This window comes from Colwellia psychrerythraea 34H (assembly GCF_000012325.1).
GTDB classification, from domain to species: Bacteria; Pseudomonadota; Gammaproteobacteria; order Enterobacterales; family Alteromonadaceae; genus Colwellia; species Colwellia psychrerythraea_A.
This window is the reverse complement of record NC_003910.7, coordinates 4,362,321-4,387,734: the sequence shown is the minus strand read 5'-3', so window position 1 is coordinate 4,387,734 and position 25,414 is coordinate 4,362,321. Positions and strand designations below refer to the sequence as shown.

Below are 25,414 nucleotides of genomic sequence, written 5' to 3'. Positions count from 1 at the left end.
TTGCATTACATAATAAAAAGGCCAACAAATGATTCACATTTGTTGGCCTTTTTATTCAATATATTAATTTCCTTACTTTCTGGAGTTGCCATGTTTCACTCTTTTTACATTAACCTGCGTTCAATTATTCTCACATCAACATTATTATTGGCCAGTAGCCTTTCAACCTTGGCTTATTCCAATGAAAAATCTAAGATTGAAACATTACCACCGGTTGATGATGGACCTTATGTTTTTGTTAATGAACAACAACAACAACTTGAGTCCTATTGGTTGTGTCAAGGTGATGTTATAACTCGTACTACTGAAGCGGTTAGTTTTCCGTTGTCTATTTCGGCTTGTAACATGCCTGCGGATATACACGCATTGAGAAGTATTGAAAACAAAGTACTCGAATTTTATGGTGATTATCCTGTTGCGGCATTAAGTGATTTTCATGGTAAATATGACTTGATGATTGAGCTACTAACTAATAACAATATCATTGATAAAAATAAAAACTGGGCTTTCGGAAAAGGGCATTTTGTTATCACTGGCGATATCTTCGATCGAGGTGATAAAGTCACTGAAATATTATGGTTTTTATACGATTTAGAGCAACAAGCCCAAAAAGCAGGGGGGGATATTCACTTAACGCTAGGTAACCATGAAGTGATGATACTCAATGGTGATTTACGTTATTTACACCCTAAGTATGTTGAAACGGCGAAGCAACTAGATAAACCTTTTGAACAACTATTTAGCCAAAATAGTATTATCGGTAATTGGTTACGCAGTAAGCAGGTATTGGTTAAGGTTAATAATATGCTGTTTGCTCATGGTGGTTTTCATCCTAGCTTAGCCACTGAACAGCGTAGCTTGGTTGAAATCAATACTGTCTTTAAAGAGAGCTTAGTAAAGTCTGAGCTTGAGCAGCCACGAGCAGCCACGAGCAGGTTGGGCTAAATTTCTTCACACCACCAATGGTCCTATTTGGTATCGCGGATATTTTGCCGCAGATCGTGAAAAGGCTACTAGTGCAAAAGGCGCTAGTTCAAAAGACAAAGGCGCAACTTCCAAAGAAATTGATTTATTGCTCAAACATTTTGATGTTGAAAATTTAATCGTTGGTCATACCTCACAAAAACAAATTGAAAGCCGTTATCAAGGAAGAGTCATTGCCATTGATTCAAGTATTAAAGAAGGACATTATGGTGAGGTATTGTTTATTGAACAGGGTAAGAAATGGCGCGGTAGCTTAAGTGGTAAAGTGTTGCCGCTATACCATCAATAACAGTACTTTTTTACAATTTAGAGCACAAAAAAACCAGTACTAAGTACTGGTTTTTTTATTAAAGCTAAAACGATTAACGTTAGTCTTTGATTTCAGCATTATGGTAAACGTGCTGAACATCATCACAGTCATCTAACATAGCGATGAATTTTTCAAAATTCTCTAAGTTTTCTTCGCCTTCAACATCAATGTAGTTTTGTGGTACCCAAGAAAGCTCTTCAATTTCTAATTCATATTCAGGCATTGAATTAGTAAACTCAGTTTTAATTTTGAAAAACTCAGTGTGAGGAGCGTAAACAGTAATAATACCGTCTTCTAATTCCACATCAGTCACATCAATATCAGCCATCATCAGTGTTTCTAAAACGGCCTCGTCATCTTCACCTTTAAAGGCAAATACAGCTTGATGGTCAAACATATGAGATACAGAGCCAGAAGTACCTATTTTTGCATGATTTTTACTGAAACATTGACGAACATCTTTAATGGTACGGTTACCGTTATCTGTTAAGCAATCAATAATAACCATACAGTTACCAGGGCCGTAACCTTCATAACGGGCTTCAACAAAGTCTTCACCGCCAGCACCAGAAGCTTTTTTTATCGCATTATCTATAACATGAGTAGGAACTTGATCTTTCTTTGCACGGTCAATTAAGCCACGTAAAGAAAGGTTACCATCGGGATCAATGCCACCAGTTTTAGCACAAACGTAAATTGCTTTACCGTACTTAGAGTAAACTTTAGTTTTGGCCCCTGCGGTTTTGGCCATAGATAATTTGCGGTTTTGGTAAGCTCTGCCCATCTCAATGTCTTCTTTTATGTTCAAAAATATAATGCGCTAGATTCTACCAGTCTCAATAGGCGCTTGACTAGTGTTGTTGCTTATAAATTATCAATAAACTTGTGGTAACAGTTCAAAATAATGAGAAAGGTTAGTTCACAAGACTAAGTAAAGTAATCACTTGTTATTGTGGCGTTTTTATTATGTGTTAGTTATTGTTTTTAATGATAATTGTAATAGTAGTTTTAAGGTTTTACTATCAGTGGTAATGAGGAGTGCAACGTGCTTTATGCTATAGCGGAGGTTGTGGCACCTTATCATCAAATTTTAGCCATCTGCTGCTTTAATAGGTGGTGGTTTGATATAACTAGGAATTGTTTTTTAATTAGCGAATGAAACATATACTTAAACAAGTAAGTCGTTAGTTGGCTGTAAATATCTATATGATAAACAGTGCAAACAAAATCATTTAATTTAACTACTTGAAATAACAGTTAATAGCTTAATGTTACCTATCTTTAATGTACGATTAACCTATGATATAAATATCTTTACTATTTAGCCAAGGAGTTGGATTGTGACTGAGCAACGTACCGAAGAAATAACCGAGCAATTAACAGAACAACAGATTATTAAGAAAATTAATAAACGTCAGTGTTTTATCGCTACCGTAGTTGGCGGTGCTTTTACCCTCAAAATTGATAAATATTTGCCTGCTATGTCGGCGGCTATTCATGACGGTAGTAACTTTAGAGCAGAGCTTGAAGATAACTGCTTGCTAGAAAAGAGCGATCGTTATTATGAAGAAGATCCCTACACGGGTAGTTTCATTGCCAAACAAGCGATTACTTTAATTGCCCATGACTCACGTTATGAATATGATTTAAATCGTGGTACTGATGAGTGTGTCTATGAAACAGCTTGGGGTAAAGAAATATGGAAAACCCCGCTTAGTGAAGAGATGATTGCCAAAAGTAAGGCCAAGCATGCACAATTTTATCGCATTGTTGCGGCTGTAGTTGAGGCATTAGCAGCAGATTTTGGCCAATGTGTTGTTTACGATAATCATTCGTATAATTTTAAGCGTCATGAGCGAAAAGATTTACCCGTACTTAATGTGGGCACAACGTCAGTAAAAGGCGAGCAATGGCGACCGATTATTGATAGTTGGCTTAGTGCATTACAAAACATGAGTGTGGATGGTATTGAAGTGACGGCGGCAGAGAATGATATTTTCTACGGTAAAGGTCGCTTAGCTGGTTTTTGTCATAGTCGATATGACAATGTTTTAGTACTGGCAACTGAAGCTAAAAAAGTCTTTATGGATGAGCTTACAGGTCAAGCTGATGCCGTTGTTTTACCTTCATTGCAGCACGTTTATAATAATACTGTTGCTGAGCATACTCAGTGGTATATCAATAACTATCATAAAAGCTAATTTACAATTCTCTGTTCTCTGAAATAAAAAAGCACTTTAAAGTTAATTAAAGTGCTTTTTAGTTTTCTATATTCTATCGAATATTAATTAAAGCCAACCTAACACGTCTTTCATAACCGACCAACGTGGTTTTTTCGCTTCAGGATTTTTACCTAAAATCCAATAGTCGTATACTTTCTTTTGTAACCCATTCTCTTTTTTGAGTTTGAGCCAAGTATTCATATACTGTACATAATCTAACTGGCCTTTAGGTAATACAAAGGCTACCGGAGCTCTTAGTTTTAAACCTTTAGGTATAATCGCCGAATAATTTGGGTATAACATAGCCCACGCAGAAGCCGACTCGGTTGAGTAAATTAACGCGTCGACATCTTCATAGTTACCTTTAAGAAATTGTCTAACATTATTCACTTCTGTTAATTGTGCATTAGGTAAATATTCTTTCACCATGTCTTGGTAATACTTACTATTTCCCACCCCTAACTTTAATGTTTTCATTGCTTGAATGGTATAAAGGTCAGAAAACTGATCACGTTTAGCATCTGTCACTAATAAACCAGCAGTATGGAAAGTGTAAGCATCTGAAAAGGCCATTTTTAATGCGCGCTTTGGTGTGATTACATGACCACCAATAATGATATCAATACTTCCATCCGCTAATAATTCGGCTTCATCCGCTCCCTCTTCAATGCGAATCATGGATAAATTGATATCAAGGTCTTTAGCAAATTGGTTCAATAACTCAACATCAAATCCAACCATTTTATTATCTTTATTTCTAAAGGCATAAGGCAAGCTAGCGTCGTTATAACCAACACGAATACCTTTACGGGCAAGGATTACCTCAAGGCGAGGTTGTTGCTGCTCAAAGTAGCCTAATGGTGTCAATTCTTTATATTGATCGAGGTTAGCACTTGCATTCATCGACTTCATTGATTCAAATGTTTGTACACCTTCATACTTGTAAGGAATTAATGACTTTAAAGTAAAACCAGCTGCAATCATAACACCCAAAGTAACGGCTAAATGCACACCAATGGCTTGCATCATTCGATGCCATCTAAGCTTTTTCAATACCGCAGAAGCGACCAATAAAGTAACGACAAAGCCGTGTAGTGCAGCTAAACCTGTAGCAAAACGAGCAGTAACGACACTGCCTAATAGATATAATTGGAATTGATCAGCAGGTAAGTCAAAAAAGTCGAGTAAAAATGGAATGGCAACAGCCATGCTACCAAAAGCGGTTAAGGCGCCCATAATAACAAAAGAAATATAGTCATCAAAGCCAAGTGGCGAGCCGACATACCAAGCGGAAAATAGAATAAAGCCTAAACCCAGTAAGGTACCTGTACTGGGAAAACTGTACGCAGTAGGTACAAGCACATCAACGGTTGAGTCTGTTTCTTCGCACTCCATACCATGTTTAGCCAATAAAGCTTTACTGCGCTCAATGATCATTGGAAGCACGACTAACACTGTACCAGTAGCTAACGCCGTTATCACGGCTTCACCAGCGGTTGATAAAATTTCACGATAGGAAAAAGGCGTGGCCCAATGAATCAGTAATGGCAAAAATACAAAAGCTAATAGGGCTGCGGCGGTGATGTATACCCATAAGAATACTTGTAATCGACCAAGTTCTTCAACTTCTAGTGTACCTGCAGCAGAAGCTGAAATAGCAAAAATCCCTAATGGCGCTAATTTAGCTACATAAGAGGCAACTTTCATTAAGCTATCACCAATATTGGTGGTTAAGGTTAATAGTGTTTCTTTATTTTTGACTTGTATTAAGGCAATCCCCATTAATAATGAAAACAGCACGACTGCTGGAACAATAGTTTCTGAGAGTGAGGCAAAAATATTACTCGGAATATAAAGTTTTACAAAGTTAAAGGCGGCGGGCTCTGCCAGCATGCTGGTACTGAAGAAACCGGCTGTTTCCCAATTAGGATAAGCTAAGGGGAGCAATAATAAAGTCGCCATGACAGACAACCACATGATCACGATTACTTTGACTGCTCGGTAGCCTATACGGCTTGCCATCGTACTATCTAATCGACCTAGGCCACCAATAATAGAGACGAGTACGTAGGGTAAAACGGTCATTTGAAGCAAGCGAATATAAACATCGCCAATGACTTTAATATCCCCCGCCGGTTCACCAACAAAAATACCTGTAGATATACCGAGTATTAAAGCAATAATTACCCGTTGAAAAGGGCTCAGTTTTTTATATAGGTTTACTAATGGCATTTTCTCTCCTGAGGAATGACCTATTTACTATGATACTTAGTGTATGTACTTATAACTTGACGTTATTATCGCTGTTCTAAAGGGTTATTCAAGTAACTATTACGTTAATTCTTTATTAATGAGTAACTTTAGCAAGGTAACTTTAGGTAGAAAGTGGTCCCAAACTCCTTACTGCTATGAAAATACAGTTCACCTTGTAGTATGTTCATGACTAAGAAAGCTAGATTGATACTCATATCATTAACCTCATTCGTTTTATTTGAATGCGATAAGTGCGCAATCTTATCTAAGGCTTCTTCGGGTATTTCTGTAATATTGTGTATTTTGATGAGTACGAAGTCTTGATAGCTTGCTGAAGTAATTGACACTTTAGAGCCCCTAGGTGCGACATCTAAGGCATTGAGGTAAAGACAAGCAAAGATAATACCCAGTAGTTTTTTATCGCAATTGATATTGATACTCTCATCAATATTGTCGAAGGCCTCTATATTTTTGCTAGCAATAATGAAATCAAAAATACTCAAAATTGGGAATAAGAGATTTCCAAGTTTTTCTTTAGTAAGAGTTAGTGTGTAATTATTCTGTTGTAATTTTGCTAAAACATGGCCGCTATCAAGTAACAAGGTACTCATGCCAATATTGTATTTTAATTGTGATAAAGAACGTCTGGAAGGTTTTGTATTAACAGTGGGAGACAGTTCAATTAATGTTTCAGCACTATCATGCAATAGCCTAGTTAACTTATTGTATGTGTTGTCATTATACTGAACGAATATCTCATTTTTCTGCAAAAAATCATCTATTTGACCTTGTATGGTGCGTTGATTCAAAATGATTTTACTGTGCACTTCTATGCGGGCTAACAATATTGCTGGAACAATAGGTTTAGTAATATAATCGACCGCACCAAGAGAAAGCCCCTTAACAACATCCTCTGTTTCAGAAAGTGCGGTTAAAAAGATAACGACAATATTTTGTGTTAACGGGTTTTCCTTAAGTTGCTTACACAAAGTTAACCCGTCAACTTCTGGCATCATAATGTCGAGTAGTATTAAATCGGGTGGTAAATCAGACAAGCAAATCTTCATTGCTGTCTTAGCATTTAACGCAGCTTTGACTCTATATTTGTCTTTAATGAGTTCTTTGATAATTGCAATGTTATCGGCAATATCATCAACAACTAATACATTTAATTCACCACAATGGACTTTTTGACTAAATCGCTTGCTATTGATAGTACGGGATAGGCTTGTTGCACTTGCCTGTATTGGCATTTTGAGTGCTTTATTTATACGTTTTTCAAATATTTTTTTATTAAATGGGGGAACTAAATACTCTGACACACCCATTGCAATCGCTTGTTTAATAAGGTCTTGCTCGATCATGGTAGAGACAATCACAAAGGGAGTTTTCATGGTGTTTTCATTGTCACGTAACTTTTTTAATACTGAAAGAGCGTTCAGTTTTGGTAAGTTCCAACCACAGACCACTAAATTGATGTTTTCTGCAGTAATTAGCTGCATACATTGACTTTCACTATTGGCAACTATCACAGTCTTCATGCCCATAACGCGCAACATTGAGACCATGATTTGTCTCATACTGCTGTTGTTATCGATAACTAAGGCATTAATATCACTAAAATTACTTGGCATAACTATATGTTCTAATCGCTTAATCTTTAATCCATAATAGACTAGACTGTATAAAAATAATAAATGTTATTTATAATTTAAGTGTTTATTTCTTATGATAAAACTAAACAAGTCTTCATTCATCGTATTTTTCTTTCTACAGTCCTTCTTCCTACAAAATGGAATGGCAGAAAACTTACCTACCGACTTAGTGACTTGGGCTCACGCAAATCCTGTTGTTCATATTGGTGTTGATGGCACTTTCCCACCCTTTGACTATATCGACGAACAAGGGGTTACTGCTGGTGCAGGCAAGCTCATTCGTCAACAATTATCAGCAATACTCCCGGTCGATTTACAAGAGACCTCAGTATCAGATTTTCGGCTTGAATATGATGATATGTTGCGTGGCAATATTGATGCAATTTCAGTGTGCGGCAATATTGAACAACGAAGAGATGAGGTTTTATTTACTAAACCCTTTTTGCAAATGACACCTATCGTGGTGGTTAATAAAAATAGTGATATTAAAAGTGAAATGGATATCACCTCTGAATTAAAAATTGCCTCAATTGCAGGATATGCCGATGCTAATTTCGCAAAACAATTATCAGTCAATTCAAAAGGGTTAAGTAGTAACCTCCAAGGCTATCAAAGCATAGAGAGCGGTAAATATGATGTATTTATCACTTATTTATACCTTTATAAATATATGCTTAAAAAGCATGATTTTAAAAATATTAAACCCATCGCAATCAGTCAATTTGAAAGTTTACCTATTGGTTTTTGTGTTAATAAAAACAAACCACAATTAGTGGGGTTATTAAATTGGGGAATAGATCAATTAGGTGATGATTTTATACTTGCGATGCAAAGTAAGTGGGCAGAATCTAGCCTCGATGAAGGTCAAAACAGTAGAGCACATATAGATAAGAGTATTAGTTTAACGAGCGTCTTTATCTATGCTGTAATCTTTGTTTTACTCGCGTTGTTTTTTGCGCGAAAATTTGCCAGTACCATTGCGATAAAACTGGATACGTTAGCCTTTAGGACGACCTATTTCACTGTACTTATCCTTATTATCTCCTTGTCCACCGGCGGTATTTACTTGTTCCTGAATGACTTTAAGGATCAGTTACTTATTGATCAAAAAGAAACGTTTAATGTTACAAGAGATGTTACTAAAAAAACATTGGCGGGTTGGTACCGTGAACGTGAATTATTGGCACATAACATTGCTAAATCTAAAAGCTTTAAACGGTTAGTTAATCAGCTGGTTATCGCTAGTGAAATAGATGACACGATTAAGCTTGCCCAAGCCAAAAAAGCATTGAGGGTGTACTTTAGTAAGCGACCTTACACTACACAAGGAGGAAGAGCTTATACCATCACTGATGTTCAAGGGCGATATCTATTAAATCTTGTGCAAAGTGCTGAAGGAAAAAAATCCCCGATAATTAGCCAGCGTCCTGAATTATTTAATGAAGTCCTCATGGGACGTACAGAGTTCATTCCTCCTGTTTGGGCAAATGTAAATATTGACGGAAATAGAAATGCAGAGGATAAAGATGCTGAAGTTTTTATTGCCACACCTGTTCGCAACGAACAGCAGGAGATTATTGCCGTATTAGGTTTTCGGTTCGATCCTGACAGAGAGTTTTCGCAATTATTTATTGATGGCCGACTAGGTAAAAGCTTCGAGAGTTTTGCAGTAGACTCTAGAGGTTATATGATTTCAAGTAGTCGTTTTACCTCAGAGTTACAACAAAAAGGCATTGTGCCTGCCGGCGAGAGCACTGTGCTTAATGTTCGCTTGCAAAACCCTGAAACTAATCCGATAGTGCAAGCCGCAAAGTTTAAGCTCAACGGACAAAACTTGCATGGCTATACCAATTACCGAGGAAAAACTGTTGTTGGGCAATGGATCTCATTAAAAAATTCGAATATTACCGTAGTCAGTGAAATTGAACTCAGCGAAATGCTGGCTGAGTATTACGATGTCAGAAATCTACTACTGATAGGACTCATTATTTCAAGTGCCTTTATTCTCTCTATTTCTATTTTTATGATCACTATTTCCAATAGGGCGAATGATATTAGTCGACGGTCTCAGCAAGAATTAGCAGAGCAAGTTACTATTCGAACGAAAGAATTGGCGGCATCAGAACAAAAAAGCAAACTGATTAATAGCTCTGTCGCTGATGGTATTTTAGGTGTAGATAAACTTGGTCACTTTATTTTTGCCAATGAATCTGCCACAAAAATAACGGGATATAGCGAAGAGCAGATTCTTTCAAGTGATCTTATTTCACTGTTTGCTGGAGATAATAAAGAAAATTTAACTTTTGAAGACACAGAAGTTTATAAGGCAATTCAAAGCAAGGAAGTCATCCGTATTAGCAATGAATATGTATTAATGAGCGGAGCGAGAGAACTTCCTCTTGAATATAGCATTTCACCTGTTGAAGACGATGAGTCAGAATTAGCCTGTGTGATTGCACTACAAGATATCACCTTACGTGTACAAGAGACTGAACGTCTCGAAAAAATGCTAGAGCATTTACCAGTTTGTATGGTCATCATGAATCAAAATGATGAAGTAGAACAGATTAACCAAACGGGCATTGAATTACTTGGTTTTGAAAGAGATGAAATTGTAGGTAATCCGGTAGATTTATTTATTCCTCAAGAACAAGTAGAGAGTCATAAAGCTTTACTTAAAAAGTTCTTTCAAGAAGAAACGGTCATCGATACTAGAAGTTTAGAACGAGATTTTAAAGTTAAGCATAAATCAGGCAAGCTTATTGAAATTCAGGCGGTGTATACGCCTGTTCATTTTCACAATGGTTTGTATGCGGCGGTAATGGTGCGTGATATCACCTTAGATAGACAAGCTGAATTTGCACTGTTAGAAGCAAAACGTATCTCTGATGATGCTTCAAAAGCAAAGTCCGACTTTTTAGCGAACATGAGTCATGAAATTCGTACGCCGATGAATGCCATTATGGGCATGTCTCATTTAGCATTGGGGTGTGAGTTAGACAGAAAGCCAAAGAATTACGTGACCAAAGTTTATAAAGCGGCAGAATCCTTATTAGGGATTATTAATGACATCCTTGATTTCTCGAAAATTGAGGCGGGTAAGTTAGATATTGAGGTTATTGAGTTCAGTTTGCATGATACCTTTGCAGACCTAGCTAATATTATTGGCTTAAAAGCTGGAGAGAAAAACTTAGAGCTGTTGTTTGATATCTCTCCAGATGTCCCAGTCAACCTTAAGGGGGATCCCTTAAGGTTGAATCAAATCCTGATAAATTTAGCCGGAAATGCGGTTAAGTTTACCGAGCAGGGACAGGTGGTTATTTCAGTCAACGTAGTGACTAACGTTAGCACAAGTCATTGTGATGATATTAACTTGGAGTTTTCAGTAAAAGACTCCGGGATAGGTATGGATGATGAACAACAGAAAAAGCTATTTCAATCCTTTAGTCAGGCTGATAGCTCAACCACCCGAAAGTACGGTGGTACTGGTTTAGGGTTAACTATTTCTAAAAAATTAGTAGAGTTAATGAATGGCCAGATATGGCTAGAAAGTAAAGCGGGTGAGGGCAGTTGTTTTTCTTTTACCACCACACTACAAGTGTCTGATGTCATTGATAATAGGCTTGTTGAGCAGCAAAAGTCTTTTCTAGCAGATAAACGTATTCTTATTGTTGATGACAATTTGCTCGCATTGGATGTACTTAGCTCTATTTTAAAATCCTTTCATTGTCATGTGGTTGCTGCTAATAGCGGGGAAGAAGCAATTGAACTCGTTAAGCAAGCAACACTGACGTTTGATTTCATTATGCTTGATTGGAATATGCCTGATTTAGATGGCATTGAAACCTATCACATCATTAAGTCACAAAATAATTATCAAGATAACCAATTTATTTTAGTAACGTCTAATGCCAATGATAATGAGGCGGTTGACCAGCTCAAAAAGCGTATCAATAGCGTATTGGTTAAACCTGTCACTTCTTCGAGTATTTTTGATGAAATGATGCGCCTTAATGGTGATGAGGCATACAGCAATACTCGGGAAATGAAACGAGACGATGAGCTTATTCAAAATCAGCAACATTTAAGCGGCGCGAAAATATTATTAGTAGAAGATAATGAGTTGAATCAAGAACTAGCACTTGAATTATTGAAGCAATCTAACATTGATGTTGAGTTAGCTGAAAATGGTGCCATCGCGGTAGAAAAATTCTCTAGCAGGCACTTTGACGGAATTTTAATGGATTTACAAATGCCGGTAATGGATGGGTTTACTGCAACAAAAATTATTAGAGAAAGTGATTCTTCAATTCCTATTATTGCCATGACAGCTAATGCTATGGTGAGTGATAAAGAAAAAGTTTTAGCTTCAGGAATGAATGATCACATCACCAAACCTATTAATGTAAACACCATGTTTGCCACCATTGCAAAGTGGGTTTCACCGTCGATTAAGCTTGACCATGACATTGATAAGGCTAAATTAAGTGTTTACACCTTACCTGAAAAGGTTATATCAATACCTGATTTTAATACTATTAATACCAGTGCTGGTTTAGCGGTGGCTAATGGTAATAAATCATTATATGTTAAATTACTAGGTCGATTTGTTAGTGGACAAGACGACTTTGTAGAACGTTTTAAAGTCGCTATGTTAAAACAAGATAAAGAGGAAGTTACCCGTTTTGCTCATACCTTAAAAGGAAGTGCCGGTAATATCGGTGCTAACGCTTTACAGGGATATGCCGATCAATTGGAACTGGTTTGTGCAAATGATGCTAATACAGATGAGTTAGTTAATTTACTTGACCAAGTCACTGAAGAGTTAACGCTGGTCTTAAATGAATTAACTGAGTATTTAGCTAAAGAAAATAGTGTTGAAAGTACTGCACCCATTAATGATTTTAACTTTAATGAAGAGTTTACGGTGCAATTAGCTCAGTTACTTGAGCTAATTGAAAATTTTGAAACAGAATCAATTGAACTCGCTGAAGATATTTTAAATCAATTAAAGGGCACTAAACAAGAAGCCTTATTTGAGAAAATTTATCAGCAAATAGAAAGTTATGAATTTACTGAAGCGGAAACCGCTTTGAATGAATTCATCGATGTACTAAATAACTAAATACTGAATCAGTAGTAACTTACAAGAAACTAATAATAAAGTAATCAATAGTGCATGTACTCCCTTCGATGTACTATCGATACAATAATAGTAGAGGTGCGTATGACATTATCAAAGCATGAAGTAGTAGACGGAGATAAAGCGACAGTACTTATTGTTGATGATAACTCAGATAATCTAGATGTATTAAGTGGTGTATTACGTCCTTTTTATAAAGTAAAAGCAGCGATTAATGGTGAATTAGCGCTTAAAGTCGCCTCAGCAAAAAATAAGCCAGACATTATCCTGCTTGATATTATGATGCCAGGTATGGATGGTTATGAAGTTTGTCAGCAATTAAAGTTGAATCCGAGCACAGCAAATATTCCAGTGATTTTTGTTACCGCTAAAACAGAAACAAAAGATGAAGAAGCGGGATTTAAATTAGGCGCAGTAGATTACATTACTAAGCCAATCAGTGTGCCTATCGTACTTGCGCGTGTACGTGCACAATTAGCGCTATATAATCAACAGCGTGAACTTGAAATATTAGTGAAGCAACGTACAAAAGAGCTCGATGATACGCGACTAGAAATTATTCAGCGATTAGGTTGTGCGGCTGAATACAAAGACAATGAAACGGGGTTGCATGTTATTAGAATGAGTTGGTACTCTAAGTTTTTAGCTGAGCAAGTTCAGGCTAATGATGAATGGGTTGAGTTACTCTATAATGCTGCTCCGATGCATGATATTGGTAAAATAGCGATACCAGATAGGGTGTTACTCAAACCAGGTAAACTCGATAAAGAAGAGTGGACTATCATGCAGACACATGTTGAATGTGGTGTAGAAATACTTGGGGAGCATGAGTCAGACTTGATGATAATGGCACGCGAAATAGCCCTTTGTCATCATGAAAAATATGATGGTAGTGGTTATCCAAATGGCATATCAGGGGAAGATATTCCCTTAAGCGCTCGTATTGTTGCTATCGCCGATGTATTCGATGCATTAACGTCAGTACGTCCTTATAAAAACGCATGGTCAGTAGAAAAAGCCATCGCATTATTAGTAGAGGAAACTGGGAAGCATTTTGATCCCGTATTAGTGCCAGAGTTTATAAAGTGTTTACCGAGAGTACTCGAAATTAAGGATAAATATATGGATGTATTTGATGAATAACTATTTATGAAAATCATCCATAACACATGGATCAACGATGATAATATTTACGATTATCTACCCTAAAATGACTTAGAAGTGACGCTGGGTATTTATATCAAGCTAAGAGTGACGTTATTTTAAAGCAACAGATTATTACGGAAGAATAAACAACATGTCAGAGCAAGAACAACAAAAAGATGCCACAGTTCAAGAAGCAAAAACGGTAATTGAAACACAAGATCCTGTGCGAAAAATTACTAAATACGTGTTAATCATAACAGCCTTGATTTTTGTTTGGTACATCATTGCCGACAGACATGCGCCATGGTCAGATCAAGCACGAGTGCAAACTTATGTCATTCCAATTGTGCCGCAAGTTTCTGGTCGGGTAATAGAAGTATTAGTCAAGCAAGATCAGATAGTCGCTCCTGGCGATATATTATTTAAAATTGATCCAAGTGATTATGAATTGGCCGTAGAAAATGCAGAAGCTTCTTTAGAAATGGCTGGTCAAGAAATTGGTGCGGGTATGGCATCAGTTGTTACTGCGCAGGCACAACTTGTTGTTGCAGAAACCAACGTTGAACATGTTAATGCACAAAGTTCGCGTGTTTTTGAAATGGAAGACAAAAATGTGCTTTCTCATTCTGAAGGCGATAAAGCACGTGCCGCAATCAAGGCGAGTAAAGCTCAAGTAGTCAGTGCAGAAGCTAACTTAGATAAAGCTAAGCAGTCTTTAGGTAAAGAAGGTAATGCTAACCCTAGAATTCGTGCCGCGATGGCGCAACTTAAAAAAACACAATTGGACCTCAGCCGAACTGTTGTTCTCGCCCCTTCTTATGGTGGCATCACTAACTTGCAAATCGATACTGGTTTTTATGCAAAAGCTGGCGCTGCGTCAATGACCTTTATTGAAGGTAATAATGCCTGGGTTCAAGTGAATTTACGTGAGAACAACTTAGCAAATTTAGCCATAGGAAACTCGGTTGAAATAGCTTTAGATGTTAACCCTGGTACTATATATCAAGGGAAAATAAGTAGTATAGGATTTGCCGTTGATACTTCTTCGACCAGTGCTGTCGGTGGTTTAGCTACGGTTGAATCAAAAACTGGCTGGCTTAGAGATGCGCAACGCTTTCCGGTAATGATTACCTTTGATGACGATAGTACTAAAGGTAAGCGTCGATTAGGCGGTCAAGCAGATGTACAAATTTATACTGGTGATAATTGGTTCGTTAACAGTCTTGGTTGGCTTTGGATTAGAGTATTAAGCATACTTTCTTATGTCTATTAAAGTGACAAATCATTCTGCTAATATAGGTACTTACATTCGTAAGAGTATTTTTACTGATGTTAGCACCATGCGTGTATTACGTTTTGCCTTTGGGGTCACACTTTCCTGCGGGCTAGCGTATGGCATTAATTGGCCTTTAGCTTTTTTAATGCCTGTTTTCACCGCGATGATTTTGGCCATGCCATTACCGAAACCATCTGTTAAAGCCAGTTTTAATAATATGATGAGTACCCTAAAGGCCTTTGCTATAGGGTTAGCTTTCTCATTGTTTTTTTTACAGTATCCGATTGTCTATCTAATCGCGTTAGCCTTGGTTTTATTTCATCTATATTACTATTTAAATCGTGGTGGCTCATTTTGGTTTACCTTAATGTCGATGATCGCTATTTTAGTCTTACCTATGATTGCCAATAGCAACGAAGGTTTAGCAATAGGTTTTTCAGCAGGGTTTGTTTATTCCAGTTGGTTAACTATTGCGATGCTTTGGCTAGCACACTTTGTTTTTCCGGATCCTAATTTCACCCAATTTCCTATAAAGCCTAAATACAGTAAGGCTTATTCAAATATTGCAGCGAAAACTGCTTTAAAAAGTACTTTGGTCGTTTTCCCCATTGCGGCAATTTTTATCAGTTATGGTTTGAGTGATTATTTATTAGTGATGGTTTTTTCGGCGCTTTTTATTCTTAAACCTGATTTGGCTGAAGGTAAGCAGGCTGGACAAAACTCATTGTTGTCGACCTTATTAGGCGGGGCATTTGCTTGTGGTTTTTATTGGTTGATTGTTGCTGTGCCACAGTTTAATTTTTACTTATTATTGCTGCTTGCTACCGCACTATTTTTTGGTAGACATATTTTTTCTGGCTCGCCAATGGCTAAGTATTATAGTTCAGGGTTTATCGCACTACTCGTGATTGTAAATAGCGCTATGGCGGCAGATAGTAACTTTAGCGAGATTTTAATCCAACGAGTATTACTTATTTGCTCTGCAGTCTTTTACATTATGTCAGCCTTAAAAGTGCTTGAACGTTATTGGTTTAAACCCAATAAGTCAGTCGTTTCAAAGTGAGATTTTTAATCAGAAAGTAGACTTTTTCTCGTTTCATTAGGCTCAACGGAAAGACCACTGATTAGTCTTAAATTACCTTTGGTAATAGGATTCGAGTTAATTGATATTGCCGTTGTTAAATCATCAATCGCACCTGATAAGTTATCACTGAAATAACGTGCAATACCTCGGTTACTATAACTAAGAGATTTAAGGTAAATGGCTTGTTCATTGTGCAATGGCATTGATTTTGTGCTTTTAATTGCAGCAGAACAACTTGATTCTGATTTGGCTTTGTTATTCGACTGTATATATGCAACACATAAGCTCATATTACTTTCGAAAGTTTGCTCAACCATATTCATTCTAGTAAGTCTTTTTATTCCAGTAGTTAAGTCGCCAGTCATTATATTTTTACTACCGACAGTATCTTTAATTACCGCAACTTTTAATGCTAGCTCGCTAGCCGAAGCAGAGACAAGGCTACTTAATGCAATACTTGCTAGAAGGGTATTAAAAATTATAGATTTAGTTGTCATGTTAATTCTCCAGTTTAAAGGTGTATCACCTTGATACACCTTTAATTTAAGGAATTGTTATATCCCTGACAAACTATTAAAAAACACTCATCAAATGAATTTATTTCACTTATTAAACGACTACCTACAGGTAGTCAGTCATGAAGGTTTCTTTCACCCAATTGGCAAATAATGTTAACTCTACTTTACTCTCCATATTTTCATGTTGAATTAAATAATATCTATCATTGGTATTTAGCTCTTCGTCAAATAATTTAACTAATAGCTGCTCACTAAACCATGTTTTACTCATTGGTAAAGGGACTAATGCTATTCCCATACCTTGTTGTGCTGCGCGAGCGACACCAAACATACTATCAAACTGTATAATTTGCTTAGGATCAAAATCGTTAACACCTAGATTTTCAGCCCATTGATGCCAAGACCAAGGTCTGGACCTATGTAATATTAGCGGAGTATTTTTTAGTGCTTTAAAGCCAGAGTTTTTAAGTTTTTTGTAGAGCTTTTTATTACAAGCCGCAGCATAACGAATTGGAAATAGTTCCTGAACGATACTTGCATTTGGCTTTCCATTAGCTAATACGATAGATAGATCGGCAATCTGTGATGGTTCACTGCCTGCCTTTACAGTCTCTAACTGAAGATTAATTGATGGGTTCTTTTCAGACCATTCGCTTAAGCGAGGAATAAATAATTCACTGGCAAAAAACTCGGGCAAACTAATTACAATGGTATGATTTTGTTGGTTGTGGGTAAATTCCGATATGGTAGATTCCAATTGGTGAATTATTGGCTGTATTGACTGGTAAAATTGTTTACCTGAACTTGTTAGTTCAATTGAGCGGGTGTTTCGTTTGAAGAGCATAAAACCTAATTGTTCTTCTAGTTGTTTTATTTGGTGACTAACCGCTGATGGAGTTAAAAATAATTGTGCTGCTGCATGTTTAAAGCTTAAGCATTTTGAGGCAACACAAAATGAACGTAAGCCACGTATTGGTGTTTGAATAGACATATTTAAAATTATATGGATAACGACAAATATCTAATAGCAAAATTTATGCCTACTTTTAACTTGTTAACTTTAAAGGTTATTTTTTATTATTTAATAATTTATATCTTTTTAAATGCACCGTTTTGGTTTGTATGCACCATTTTGTTTTTTTTAGATAAAACCGTCATTGAGTAGGTAAAATAAGAATAAAAAAAAGGACATCAAAAGATGTCCTATAAGTGAATCAAATTAAACAATATACTTAAGTGTTACAAAAGAATCGGGGAAGATTCAAGAAACAAGATCATACTAATTTTTTATGTTGAGTTCATCAAACGAAATAATTTAACTTGATGAGTTAAATTATTTCACTTACTAATGTTGAGTAGCTTGGGTTTATGCACAGCGATAGGTTTTTGAGGTTATTATTTTACTACTCGACACACGTAAGTCTTTATTAAATATTACATTTAGTGTTGCAATGATTGCCACTCTTTATCATCAAAATAGTGAGGATATTTCTGCAAGGCTTTTATTGTTGTAATAGCCCCTGCACGCGGATTATCTGACGATTGCATTTGTTTACTAGCTTGCATCATATCAAATAGCAAAATATGTAATTGTGCATCAGCATCTGCTGGCAACTTACAGTGTTCAAATAAATATGCGAGTTGTACATCTACTTTACCAGCGAGTGATTTATACTGTGCGTCGGTAAATTGCTTATGGTGGATCTCTGAAATGTTTTCTTCGATTGAGGCTTTTATCTTACTCATGCCAATATGTAAGCTTGCATCAATGGGCCATTTTTTTCCTTGATCTAATTGCATACCTTGTTCAGTGGATGCGTGCCCATGACTATGTTCATGTTCACTAGCTACAACAGAGGTAGTTACTGTGGTCCCTAGTAGCAATAAACACGTAGAGATTAATTTAGATATATTCATATGATTTCTTGATGATAAATAATAAGTTTATGAACTCATATTACCTCAAAATGAATAATTCATCTGCAATCGTTTTTCGTTTTTTTAAAGAACTCACCGACTAATAAAAAGCACTCACAATTATCAGTGAGGGGAAAATAACAAAGTACAATCGCATTAAAAAGCGTAAGTTCTTATTGGCGCCTTTTAGTTCCATAAAGTGATCTATGACGATAAAACCTTTATAAGTTACTGTTATTGCAATTAATACACTCACTAAGGCTGTGGAGGAAAATTTCTCTCCTAAGAAGGTATTTAGTAATGTTATTACAATTAAGGCAGCTAAATAGTATTCTAATTTTATTGGGTGTTTCATTATCATTTCCTACCTAAGTACATATAATAATGGGAAAATAAGTATCCACATTAAATCTATCATATGCCAATACACGGCCAATGCTTCTAAGCCTGAATGCTCTGTTGATGAATAAGCACCGCTTCTCAAACGATATATTACCCACAAGATGGCACATGAAGCCCAACCAACATGAATAAAATGGTTAAAGGTCATATAGTAATAAACGGTAAAAAATTCATTAGTATTGGCACTAAAACCCTGCAGCGTATTCCAGTGAAACTCCCAGGTTTTAATGATCAAATACAACACACCACAACTTAATGCCAACCATAAATATCGCTCACATTTAATTTTATTATTTACCCTTATAAAGGACATGGCTTTGGCCATAAAGTAGCTAGAAGATAATAATACAATGGTATTAGTAACACCCAATGAGGTGTGTAAACTTTGAGGACCTTGGGCAAAAGTATCGGGGTAATAAAATTTAGCAATAAAGTACGCAGCAAAAAAAATACCAAACTCTGTAAGCTCTGAAAGTATCCCTACCCAGATAGGAATATTACCTGGAATTCTTCCGGCATGTTCTTCACTCCATGATTTTGGAAAAATACCAAGTGAATTTTTTATAGGGTGACTATCCATTACTTTTCCTGCAGTGCAATTATCTGTTAGCGAGCAGCCACTTAACAACTTTGATTAAGTGGCTTTATACTTTGGTTATATTTTCTAGTTAAAGACCAAATGTTTCTTTAATTTTAGCTTCAAAATCTTCATCTGATAATTCTTTTCTTAGTGGTACGAAAGAAGTCGCCTCACTGCCAACAGGTATGGCAATAGGTGAGTCTTCATTTTCAATGATGGCTTTGACTGTATCGGCAATAGGTTGCGGGCTTGGACCTTCGTTAATCGCTTTTGCAACAATAGGGACAAAGTGGGCAACGAGATCTTTATAAGGTGAACTTTCACTGGTTGTGTTGGTATTGGCGACTAAGCCTTTTTTAACAAAGTTAGTACCAAACAAGCCTGATTGAATAGAGTGAACGCGAACATTATAAGGTGACATTTCAAAGCGAATGGAGTCAACAAATCCTTCTACCGCATATTTGCTGGCATTGTAATGAGAAAGCAATGGCAAGCCCATTTTACCAAGAAAAGAGCTGATATTAATAATGACGCCAGACTTAGCCTCACGCATATAAGGCAGTACAGTTCTTGTCATTTTCATTAAGCCAAAAACATTAACGTCAAACTGCTTGAAAATTTCTTCGTCTGTGGCTTCCTCAGCACTAGAAACAAGGCCATACCCAGCATTATTGACTAATACATCAATCTTACTTTCTTTGGCCATAATTGTGCTTACTGCAGCTTCCATTGAATTGGTATCTGTTACATCAAGATAAATATTGTTCACACCTGAGATCGCTGGCGTAGCCAAATTTTTATCTCGCGTACCGGCATAAACGGTATAACCATTTTCATGTAAAAAGCGGGCAGTCATTTCACCCATTCCAGAACTTGCACCTGTGATCAAAACAACTTTAGTCATCATAGTATCCTTGGTCGTTATTTAATTAAGTAAATTTGTAATTCAGTAATTTTCTTAACTGAATTTTACCTTGCCTAATCAGTGATTATTATATGCTTTTATCACTAGCGGGATTTTTGCGTATCACTATAGGGAATTTTTTAAGTCTTTTGGGTAAACCCCGTATGTTTTAAAAAAGATGGCACTAAAATGGCCTTGGTGTTTATAGCCAACTTCATTGGCTATTTCAGCTACGCTCATTAGGTGCTCACGCAGCAATAAATTCGCTTTTTCTAAGCGGATTTTTTGAATATAAACATAGATAGTCGTTTGATATATTTTTTTAAAGTATTTTTTAAGCTTAAAATCATTGGTGCCACAAAGCCTAGCTAACTCTTTAATAGAAGGGGGCGTCCGAAAGTCTTGTAAGATGATTTTTTTTGCTTTAGCTGCGATTTCTATTTCTTCGACGGTATGTTCTGTAGGCACACGTAAATCAAGCTGTGAGAATCTGTGTATCATATATTCAATGGCTCTATGCTCACTGATCATACTGCTCATCTTTTCGCTATGTTTAGCACTAACAATTTTATCAATCAGATACAGGCTTAAAGCATCTGTTGGTGTCTCATGAATGAGTTCAAGACTGACTTCTTCTTGCAACTTTTTATATAAAAAGTTGATTGGTTCGTAAGCATTATCACTCAAGTAGCGTTTAATAAAAAAGTCGCTGACAAAGAGGATAAATATTTCTGATTTACTCGCCCCTTGAAGAGTTATTTCCATATCTTGTCTTGATGTAGCAAATAAATAGGTACTATGATCAGCTAATGAAAAACTGTTTTTAGTTAAGTTATCTTTTATCAAACAACTACCTTGACCAACCGAAACAATAAAGTTCATTCGGTCAATATTTTTAAGGTTAAGTGTTTTGTCCTCGTTGAGCATGAGTACTATATCGAAAAAGACTAAACCGTTAGATATATCAACGCGAATAACATGTTGCTCTTGATGTTTAAAAAGCTCGGTTATTTTATAACGTCTATCGGTAATGTTAAAAAAGAAACTATCCATTAAGGTTGTAGTACTCCTTAACTCTTCGTTCAAAATCTTCATCGCTAAGTTCGCGGCGCATTGCGATGAACTTACTGGCTTTATCTCCAACAGTCGAACGTGCTGGTGAAGTATCATCTTCAATTGTTTTAACGATAAGTTCTGCAGCTTCCTTAGCTTCATTGCCGCCATTTATTTGCGCTAATATATCAGGTAATAGATTGCTAGCTAGTTCGCTATAAGGACTATTCTCATCTAGTGTCGTATCATTAGTGACCAAATTACCTTTAGCAAAGTTGGTATTAAAAAATCCAGGCATGATGGAATGTACTCGAATATTGAAAGGCTCAAGTTCATATCTAAGTGAGTCGGTAATACCTTCAACAGCATATTTGCTGGCGTTATAAAAAGTGAAAAGCGGCAAGCCTATTTTTCCCAGAAAAGAGCTAATATTGATGATGACACCATGACTATTCATTCTCATTAAGGGGGTAACGGCTTTGCATAATCGAAGGATGCTAAAAACATTAATATTAAATTGATTGAACATCTCTTCTTCACTGGCTTCTTCAACCGTTGATACCAAAGCATAACCTGCATTATTGATAAGTACGTCAACTCGGCCTTGTTCAGCTTGTATAGCGTCAATAGTGTGTTTGATGCTTTTATTGTCAGTGATATCAAGTGCTATCACATGTAAGTTATCAAGCTTAATAGTAAATTTTGACGGATCTCTAGTGCCGGCATAAACAATGTAGCCATGTTGAGCCAATAAAATTGCTGTGATCCTACCTATACCTGAACTCGCGCCAGTGATGAGTACTACTTTTTCCATGTGAGACCCTTACTTTCTCTTATTAACCGTATTATGTTACTCCGCTAGCACTTTTGGCATGTGTGAGATCATCATCTGCTTAAGTAAAGTTGAAAATATTATTAAGCTTTAGTGATAATTTAATGCCACTTGTAAAAACATAGCGTTTTTCAATTTATCCACAGACAGTTACTTAATGGTGGTGAGATAGTTAATGGCGTAGTTATTTATCATCGGTACTTTTTAATTACTAGGAATAATTAGTCGTTCTTATGTTAAGCGTATGATTTTCAAGGAGTGAGTGTTATTCCTGTATTTTCTTAGGCGGAAAGTTGGATAACAAGCGATTAACTGTTGTGGTAATCGCTAACTCTTTTTCTTGGAATGGCATATCACCTTTACCTTCATAAACATCAGTACCGTGCCAAATAGCTTCACCATCATGGCTAATATCTACAAAAATTTTAGTAATTATGGTGGCATCACTGTCGATAGGAATGCTGGTACTTACACCGACACTAGCAGCGCCACTACCGCCAATTTTGGCCCCACCTAATCCAATGCTAAAAGAGGAGTTATTAGCTTTTTCCTGTTGAGAAAAATGAAATTCTATTTGCAAGTCGGCGAACTCAGCTTGAGGAAGTAATAGTTGCCGCACTAAAGCACTCTCAATAGCTTGCTTAATACGATTATCCATCACTGGATTTGCATCAAGATCTGGAGATATTTGTTTAACAAATTGAAAGCTTTTGAATAATGAAAAGTTAGTTTTTTCGTTATAATCAAACTTAGTAGTTGGCTCACTACTACAGGCAGTTAATAGTAATGTGAATAAAACAGTGATGAGACTTTTCATTAATTCACCTAAAATATTTTACTGGAAAACTTAAATAAGTATAACTAATAATTATCGTTATGCTGGTTATTGCTAATGTATAAGTTGAATTAATAAAGAGATCTTTCTGTACCTGGTAAACTTCAGGCGAAACGAAGAGAATAAATGGTGTCGATTACCTGAATCGAACTGCTGCAAGTTAATGAGTCATTGACTCAATTAGTAGCATAGCTGATAAACTCCAGACGAAAAAAAACCTTAACATTACTGTTAAGGTTTCGTTTCTTCTCCGAAGAGAATAAATGGTGCCGACTGCCGGAATCGAACTGGCGACCTACTGATTACAAGTCAGTTGCTCTACCAACTGAGCTAAGTCGGCACACAAAGCTGTGTGCAATATCTAAGCTTAATCTAAACAACTTAAATACTTTTGGCACCGAAGTATTACTTAATATTTCTATTGAGCACCACTTCTGTAAATGGTGCCCCGACCCGGATTTGAACCAGGGACACGAGGATTTTCAATCCTCTGCTCTACCAACTGAGCTATCGGGGCACAACATGTTTAACTTGGCTGTAATTCGCTACCTCGTTAAGACGGGGCGTATTAAACTGTTTTTCCTTTACCCCGTCAACTGTTTTCTACTAAGTTTTTTATAAAAAGTGTTTGTTTGCTGTTTTTTACAGCAAGTTTGTTTTTCATGCACCTTTTATAAGCATTAACGAGCTATAAAATAAACAGTCAAAAATTGTGTAGCTGTTAATTGTGATTATTTGCTTGGCGGCACATAACCTTCAATTTCTGGTTCTTTACCTTCAAATAGGTAAGCAACCATAGCTGCTTCTAAAAAAGCACGGTCATCAACATTCATCATATTCATTTTTTTTTCATTTATTAGCATGGTTTGTTTTTTTTGCCAGATAGTCCAAGCTTCTTTAGAAATGTTATCAAAAATGCGTTTACCTATTTCGCCGGGATAAAGTTGGAAACCTAAACCTTCGGCTTCTTTGTTTAGGTTTTGACAAAATACTGTGCGACTCATAATGGATTCTCTTCTCTTTATTAGGTAGGTAGTAGTTAATTAGTACGGCTGTTGAACTTTACTGATTATTTAATTTGAACAGATATAAACATCAAAGATTAACAGTCTCTAAGCAAAGTAAGTAGTTTTTGTGTGGAAGCCGCTAGGCCGACACTCAATCCTTGGTGTAAATCATACCACTTTTGCTGATTAGGTTCGTTTATTTTTGAAACTTCAAGTTGCTGGCAGTCTACTACCACGGGAGTAATATCTAAATGAAAATGACTGAAAGTGTGCCTAAACTCAGTTAGGGTTTGTGATGAAATTTCCTTAAGTGACAAACTCGTCATTAAGTCATTAATTTCGCTTAGCTCATCAACCTCATGAAAACACCATAAGCCGCCCCAAATACCAACAGGAGGACGCTTTTCCATTAAAACTTTATCGCAGTTTTCGTTTTTCAATCTTGGGATCACCATGATTGTTTGTTTTTCAGGAATTTTTTTCTTAGGTTTTTTCTGAGGAAAATTCATTTGCTGATCACCCGCTTTGGCTAGGCAACTTTGCTCAACGGGGCATATATCACAGCTTGGTTTACTACGAGTACACACAGTTGCCCCAAGATCCATCATCGCTTGATTAAAACTATCGGTTTCAATGGCAGGCGTTAATTTCTCACTTAATTGCCATAACGCTTTATCGAATTTACTTAAGCCATTATAACCTTCAACAAGGTAACTTCGTGCCAGCACCCGTTTTACATTACCGTCTAAAATAGGATGATATTGTTTTAACGATAAACTTAAAATAGCGCCAGCGGTCGAGCGACCTATGCCAGGTAAAGCGATAACTTGCTCAATTTCAATGGGAAAATGGCCATCATAGTCATTGAGCATGATTTTAGCTGATTTATGTAAATTACGAGCTCGAGCATAATAGCCTAAACCAGTCCAATGATGTAAAACCACATCTTCATCAGCATTGGCTAAGTCGGTAATTGTCGGAAAACTTTCCATAAAACGTTGATAGTAAGGGATAACTGTCGCAACTTGTGTTTGTTGTAACATTATCTCTGAAATCCACACTCTATATGGGGTTTTATCTTGTTGCCAAGGTAAGTGCTTTCTACCTTGTAGGTGATACCAGCTTACGACTTGCTGGCCAAATTGTTCAGCCGATTTGGCTGATATTACTATAGGATTATTCATAGCGCGCAGTGTAACTAAATAATGTGTTGAGCTCAAATAGGCAAATTCGCATCTTGATGTTAACGAGTATATAATGTCGCCTTTAAAATTCGCTCAGCTTAGTTCCAAC

General features: G+C 36.5%; 21 protein-coding genes and 2 tRNA genes. 7 read left to right on the top strand and 16 right to left on the bottom strand.

Annotated elements, in window-relative coordinates:
• The first annotated feature begins 90 nt into the window (after positions 1-90).
• Entirely contained in the window at positions 91-945 is an 855-nt protein-coding gene (locus CPS_RS18665; protein WP_238383560.1) for a metallophosphoesterase, read from the top strand.
• Positions 908-1,273, top strand: a complete 366-nt coding sequence (locus CPS_RS24185) for a hypothetical protein (protein ID WP_238383559.1) — start codon at positions 908-910, stop codon at positions 1,271-1,273. The genes CPS_RS18665 and CPS_RS24185 overlap by 38 nt, the downstream gene beginning before the upstream one ends.
• 79 nt (positions 1,274-1,352) lie before the next feature.
• Here the strand turns inward: CPS_RS24185 and CPS_RS18660 are convergent, their stop codons facing one another.
• Positions 1,353-2,078 (bottom strand): YebC/PmpR family DNA-binding transcriptional regulator, encoded by a 726-nt coding sequence (locus tag CPS_RS18660; protein WP_011044902.1) that lies wholly within the window; start codon positions 2,076-2,078, stop codon positions 1,353-1,355.
• A 556-nt stretch (positions 2,079-2,634) separates the two neighbouring features.
• On the opposite strand from CPS_RS18660, the gene CPS_RS18655 reads away from it, so the two are divergent.
• Positions 2,635-3,495, top strand: a complete 861-nt coding sequence (locus CPS_RS18655; protein WP_011044901.1) for an N-formylglutamate amidohydrolase — start codon at positions 2,635-2,637, stop codon at positions 3,493-3,495.
• A gap of 87 nt (positions 3,496-3,582) precedes the next feature.
• Here the strand turns inward: CPS_RS18655 and CPS_RS18650 are convergent, their stop codons facing one another.
• On the bottom strand, positions 3,583-5,748 hold the full coding sequence (locus CPS_RS18650; protein ID WP_011044900.1) for a cation:dicarboxylate symporter family transporter: 2,166 nt from the start codon (positions 5,746-5,748) through the stop codon (positions 3,583-3,585).
• Positions 5,749-5,876: 128 nt separating this feature from the next.
• Positions 5,877-7,403, bottom strand: a complete 1,527-nt coding sequence (locus tag CPS_RS18645; RefSeq protein ID WP_011044899.1) for a response regulator — start codon at positions 7,401-7,403, stop codon at positions 5,877-5,879.
• 94 nt (positions 7,404-7,497) lie between these two features.
• Between CPS_RS18645 and CPS_RS23015 the strand changes: the two genes are divergently transcribed.
• From CPS_RS23015 to CPS_RS18625, 4 genes are all read left to right on the top strand, one after another.
• Positions 7,498-12,549, top strand: coding sequence for a response regulator (locus tag CPS_RS23015; protein WP_011044898.1), 5,052 nt, complete (start codon positions 7,498-7,500; stop codon positions 12,547-12,549).
• 102 nt (positions 12,550-12,651) lie between these two features.
• On the top strand, positions 12,652-13,710 hold the full coding sequence (locus CPS_RS18635; RefSeq protein ID WP_011044897.1) for a response regulator: 1,059 nt from the start codon (positions 12,652-12,654) through the stop codon (positions 13,708-13,710).
• Between the two features lie 154 nt (positions 13,711-13,864).
• A complete protein-coding gene (locus tag CPS_RS18630) occupies positions 13,865-14,986 on the top strand; it encodes an HlyD family secretion protein (RefSeq protein ID WP_011044896.1) in 1,122 nt (373 codons plus the stop codon).
• Positions 14,976-16,052, top strand: coding sequence for a DUF2955 domain-containing protein (locus CPS_RS18625; RefSeq protein ID WP_049757933.1), 1,077 nt, complete (start codon positions 14,976-14,978; stop codon positions 16,050-16,052). Before CPS_RS18630 ends, CPS_RS18625 begins: the two co-directional genes overlap by 11 nt.
• A 5-nt stretch (positions 16,053-16,057) precedes the next feature.
• Here CPS_RS18625 and CPS_RS18620 read toward each other — a convergent pair whose 3' ends face one another.
• The 13 genes from CPS_RS18620 to mutY form a co-directional block, all read right to left on the bottom strand.
• Positions 16,058-16,570, bottom strand: a complete 513-nt coding sequence (locus CPS_RS18620; protein ID WP_011044894.1) for a hypothetical protein — start codon at positions 16,568-16,570, stop codon at positions 16,058-16,060.
• 124 nt (positions 16,571-16,694) lie between these two features.
• A complete protein-coding gene (locus tag CPS_RS18615) occupies positions 16,695-17,576 on the bottom strand; it encodes a LysR substrate-binding domain-containing protein (protein ID WP_187148317.1) in 882 nt (293 codons plus the stop codon).
• Positions 17,577-18,031: 455 nt separating this feature from the next.
• The gene (locus CPS_RS18610) at positions 18,032-18,508 is read right to left on the bottom strand and encodes a hypothetical protein (protein ID WP_011044891.1); all 477 of its coding nucleotides are present in this window, start codon (positions 18,506-18,508) and stop codon (positions 18,032-18,034) included.
• 100 nt (positions 18,509-18,608) lie between these two features.
• Positions 18,609-18,863, bottom strand: coding sequence for a cytochrome C oxidase subunit IV family protein (locus CPS_RS18605; RefSeq protein WP_011044890.1), 255 nt, complete (start codon positions 18,861-18,863; stop codon positions 18,609-18,611).
• A 9-nt stretch (positions 18,864-18,872) separates the two neighbouring features.
• Entirely contained in the window at positions 18,873-19,490 is a 618-nt protein-coding gene (locus CPS_RS18600; protein WP_011044889.1) for a cytochrome c oxidase subunit 3 family protein, read from the bottom strand.
• 88 nt (positions 19,491-19,578) lie between these two features.
• The gene (locus CPS_RS18595; RefSeq protein WP_238383558.1) at positions 19,579-20,397 is read right to left on the bottom strand and encodes an SDR family oxidoreductase; all 819 of its coding nucleotides are present in this window, start codon (positions 20,395-20,397) and stop codon (positions 19,579-19,581) included.
• Positions 20,398-20,520: 123 nt separating this feature from the next.
• Positions 20,521-21,447 carry a helix-turn-helix transcriptional regulator gene (locus tag CPS_RS18590; protein WP_011044887.1) on the bottom strand — a complete coding sequence of 309 codons (927 nt, stop codon included), beginning with the start codon at positions 21,445-21,447 and terminating at the stop codon, positions 20,521-20,523.
• Positions 21,440-22,261 carry an SDR family oxidoreductase gene (locus tag CPS_RS18585; protein ID WP_011044886.1) on the bottom strand — a complete coding sequence of 274 codons (822 nt, stop codon included), beginning with the start codon at positions 22,259-22,261 and terminating at the stop codon, positions 21,440-21,442. Before CPS_RS18585 ends, CPS_RS18590 begins: the two co-directional genes overlap by 8 nt.
• Positions 22,262-22,544: 283 nt before the next feature.
• A complete protein-coding gene (locus CPS_RS18580) occupies positions 22,545-23,096 on the bottom strand; it encodes a DUF4136 domain-containing protein (RefSeq protein ID WP_011044885.1) in 552 nt (183 codons plus the stop codon).
• A gap of 282 nt (positions 23,097-23,378) precedes the next feature.
• Positions 23,379-23,454, bottom strand: a tRNA-Thr gene (locus CPS_RS18575).
• A 101-nt stretch (positions 23,455-23,555) separates the two neighbouring features.
• Positions 23,556-23,631: transfer RNA gene (locus CPS_RS18570), tRNA-Phe, on the bottom strand.
• A gap of 214 nt (positions 23,632-23,845) precedes the next feature.
• Positions 23,846-24,118: an oxidative damage protection protein gene (locus CPS_RS18565; protein ID WP_011044884.1), complete on the bottom strand. Its 273-nt coding sequence runs from the start codon at positions 24,116-24,118 to the stop codon at positions 23,846-23,848.
• 98 nt (positions 24,119-24,216) lie between these two features.
• Positions 24,217-25,305, bottom strand: coding sequence for an A/G-specific adenine glycosylase (gene mutY, locus CPS_RS18560; RefSeq protein WP_011044883.1), 1,089 nt, complete (start codon positions 25,303-25,305; stop codon positions 24,217-24,219).
• Positions 25,306-25,414: the final 109 nt, after the last annotated feature.

What these genes read in the sequence shown, in the direction of transcription:
- CPS_RS18565 (WP_011044884.1), bottom strand. Translation starts at nt 24,118, where the DNA reads ATGAGTCGCACAGTATTTTGTCAAAACCTAAACAAAGAAGCCGAAGGT.
- CPS_RS18660 (WP_011044902.1), bottom strand. Translation starts at nt 2,078, where the DNA reads ATGGGCAGAGCTTACCAAAACCGCAAATTATCTATGGCCAAAACCGCA.
- CPS_RS18645 (WP_011044899.1), bottom strand. Translation starts at nt 7,403, where the DNA reads ATGCCAAGTAATTTTAGTGATATTAATGCCTTAGTTATCGATAACAAC.
- CPS_RS18625 (WP_049757933.1), top strand. Translation starts at nt 14,976, where the DNA reads ATGTCTATTAAAGTGACAAATCATTCTGCTAATATAGGTACTTACATT.
- CPS_RS18580 (WP_011044885.1), bottom strand. Translation starts at nt 23,096, where the DNA reads ATGAAAAGTCTCATCACTGTTTTATTCACATTACTATTAACTGCCTGT.
- CPS_RS18620 (WP_011044894.1), bottom strand. Translation starts at nt 16,570, where the DNA reads ATGACAACTAAATCTATAATTTTTAATACCCTTCTAGCAAGTATTGCA.
- CPS_RS18600 (WP_011044889.1), bottom strand. Translation starts at nt 19,490, where the DNA reads ATGGATAGTCACCCTATAAAAAATTCACTTGGTATTTTTCCAAAATCA.
- CPS_RS18590 (WP_011044887.1), bottom strand. Translation starts at nt 21,447, where the DNA reads ATGGATAGTTTCTTTTTTAACATTACCGATAGACGTTATAAAATAACC.
- CPS_RS18665 (WP_238383560.1), top strand. Translation starts at nt 91, where the DNA reads ATGTTTCACTCTTTTTACATTAACCTGCGTTCAATTATTCTCACATCA.
- CPS_RS23015 (WP_011044898.1), top strand. Translation starts at nt 7,498, where the DNA reads ATGATAAAACTAAACAAGTCTTCATTCATCGTATTTTTCTTTCTACAG.
- CPS_RS18595 (WP_238383558.1), bottom strand. Translation starts at nt 20,397, where the DNA reads ATGATGACTAAAGTTGTTTTGATCACAGGTGCAAGTTCTGGAATGGGT.
- CPS_RS18630 (WP_011044896.1), top strand. Translation starts at nt 13,865, where the DNA reads ATGTCAGAGCAAGAACAACAAAAAGATGCCACAGTTCAAGAAGCAAAA.
- mutY (WP_011044883.1), bottom strand. Translation starts at nt 25,305, where the DNA reads ATGAATAATCCTATAGTAATATCAGCCAAATCGGCTGAACAATTTGGC.
- CPS_RS18650 (WP_011044900.1), bottom strand. Translation starts at nt 5,748, where the DNA reads ATGCCATTAGTAAACCTATATAAAAAACTGAGCCCTTTTCAACGGGTA.
- CPS_RS18585 (WP_011044886.1), bottom strand. Translation starts at nt 22,261, where the DNA reads ATGGAAAAAGTAGTACTCATCACTGGCGCGAGTTCAGGTATAGGTAGG.
- CPS_RS18605 (WP_011044890.1), bottom strand. Translation starts at nt 18,863, where the DNA reads ATGAAACACCCAATAAAATTAGAATACTATTTAGCTGCCTTAATTGTA.
- CPS_RS18610 (WP_011044891.1), bottom strand. Translation starts at nt 18,508, where the DNA reads ATGAATATATCTAAATTAATCTCTACGTGTTTATTGCTACTAGGGACC.
- CPS_RS18635 (WP_011044897.1), top strand. Translation starts at nt 12,652, where the DNA reads ATGACATTATCAAAGCATGAAGTAGTAGACGGAGATAAAGCGACAGTA.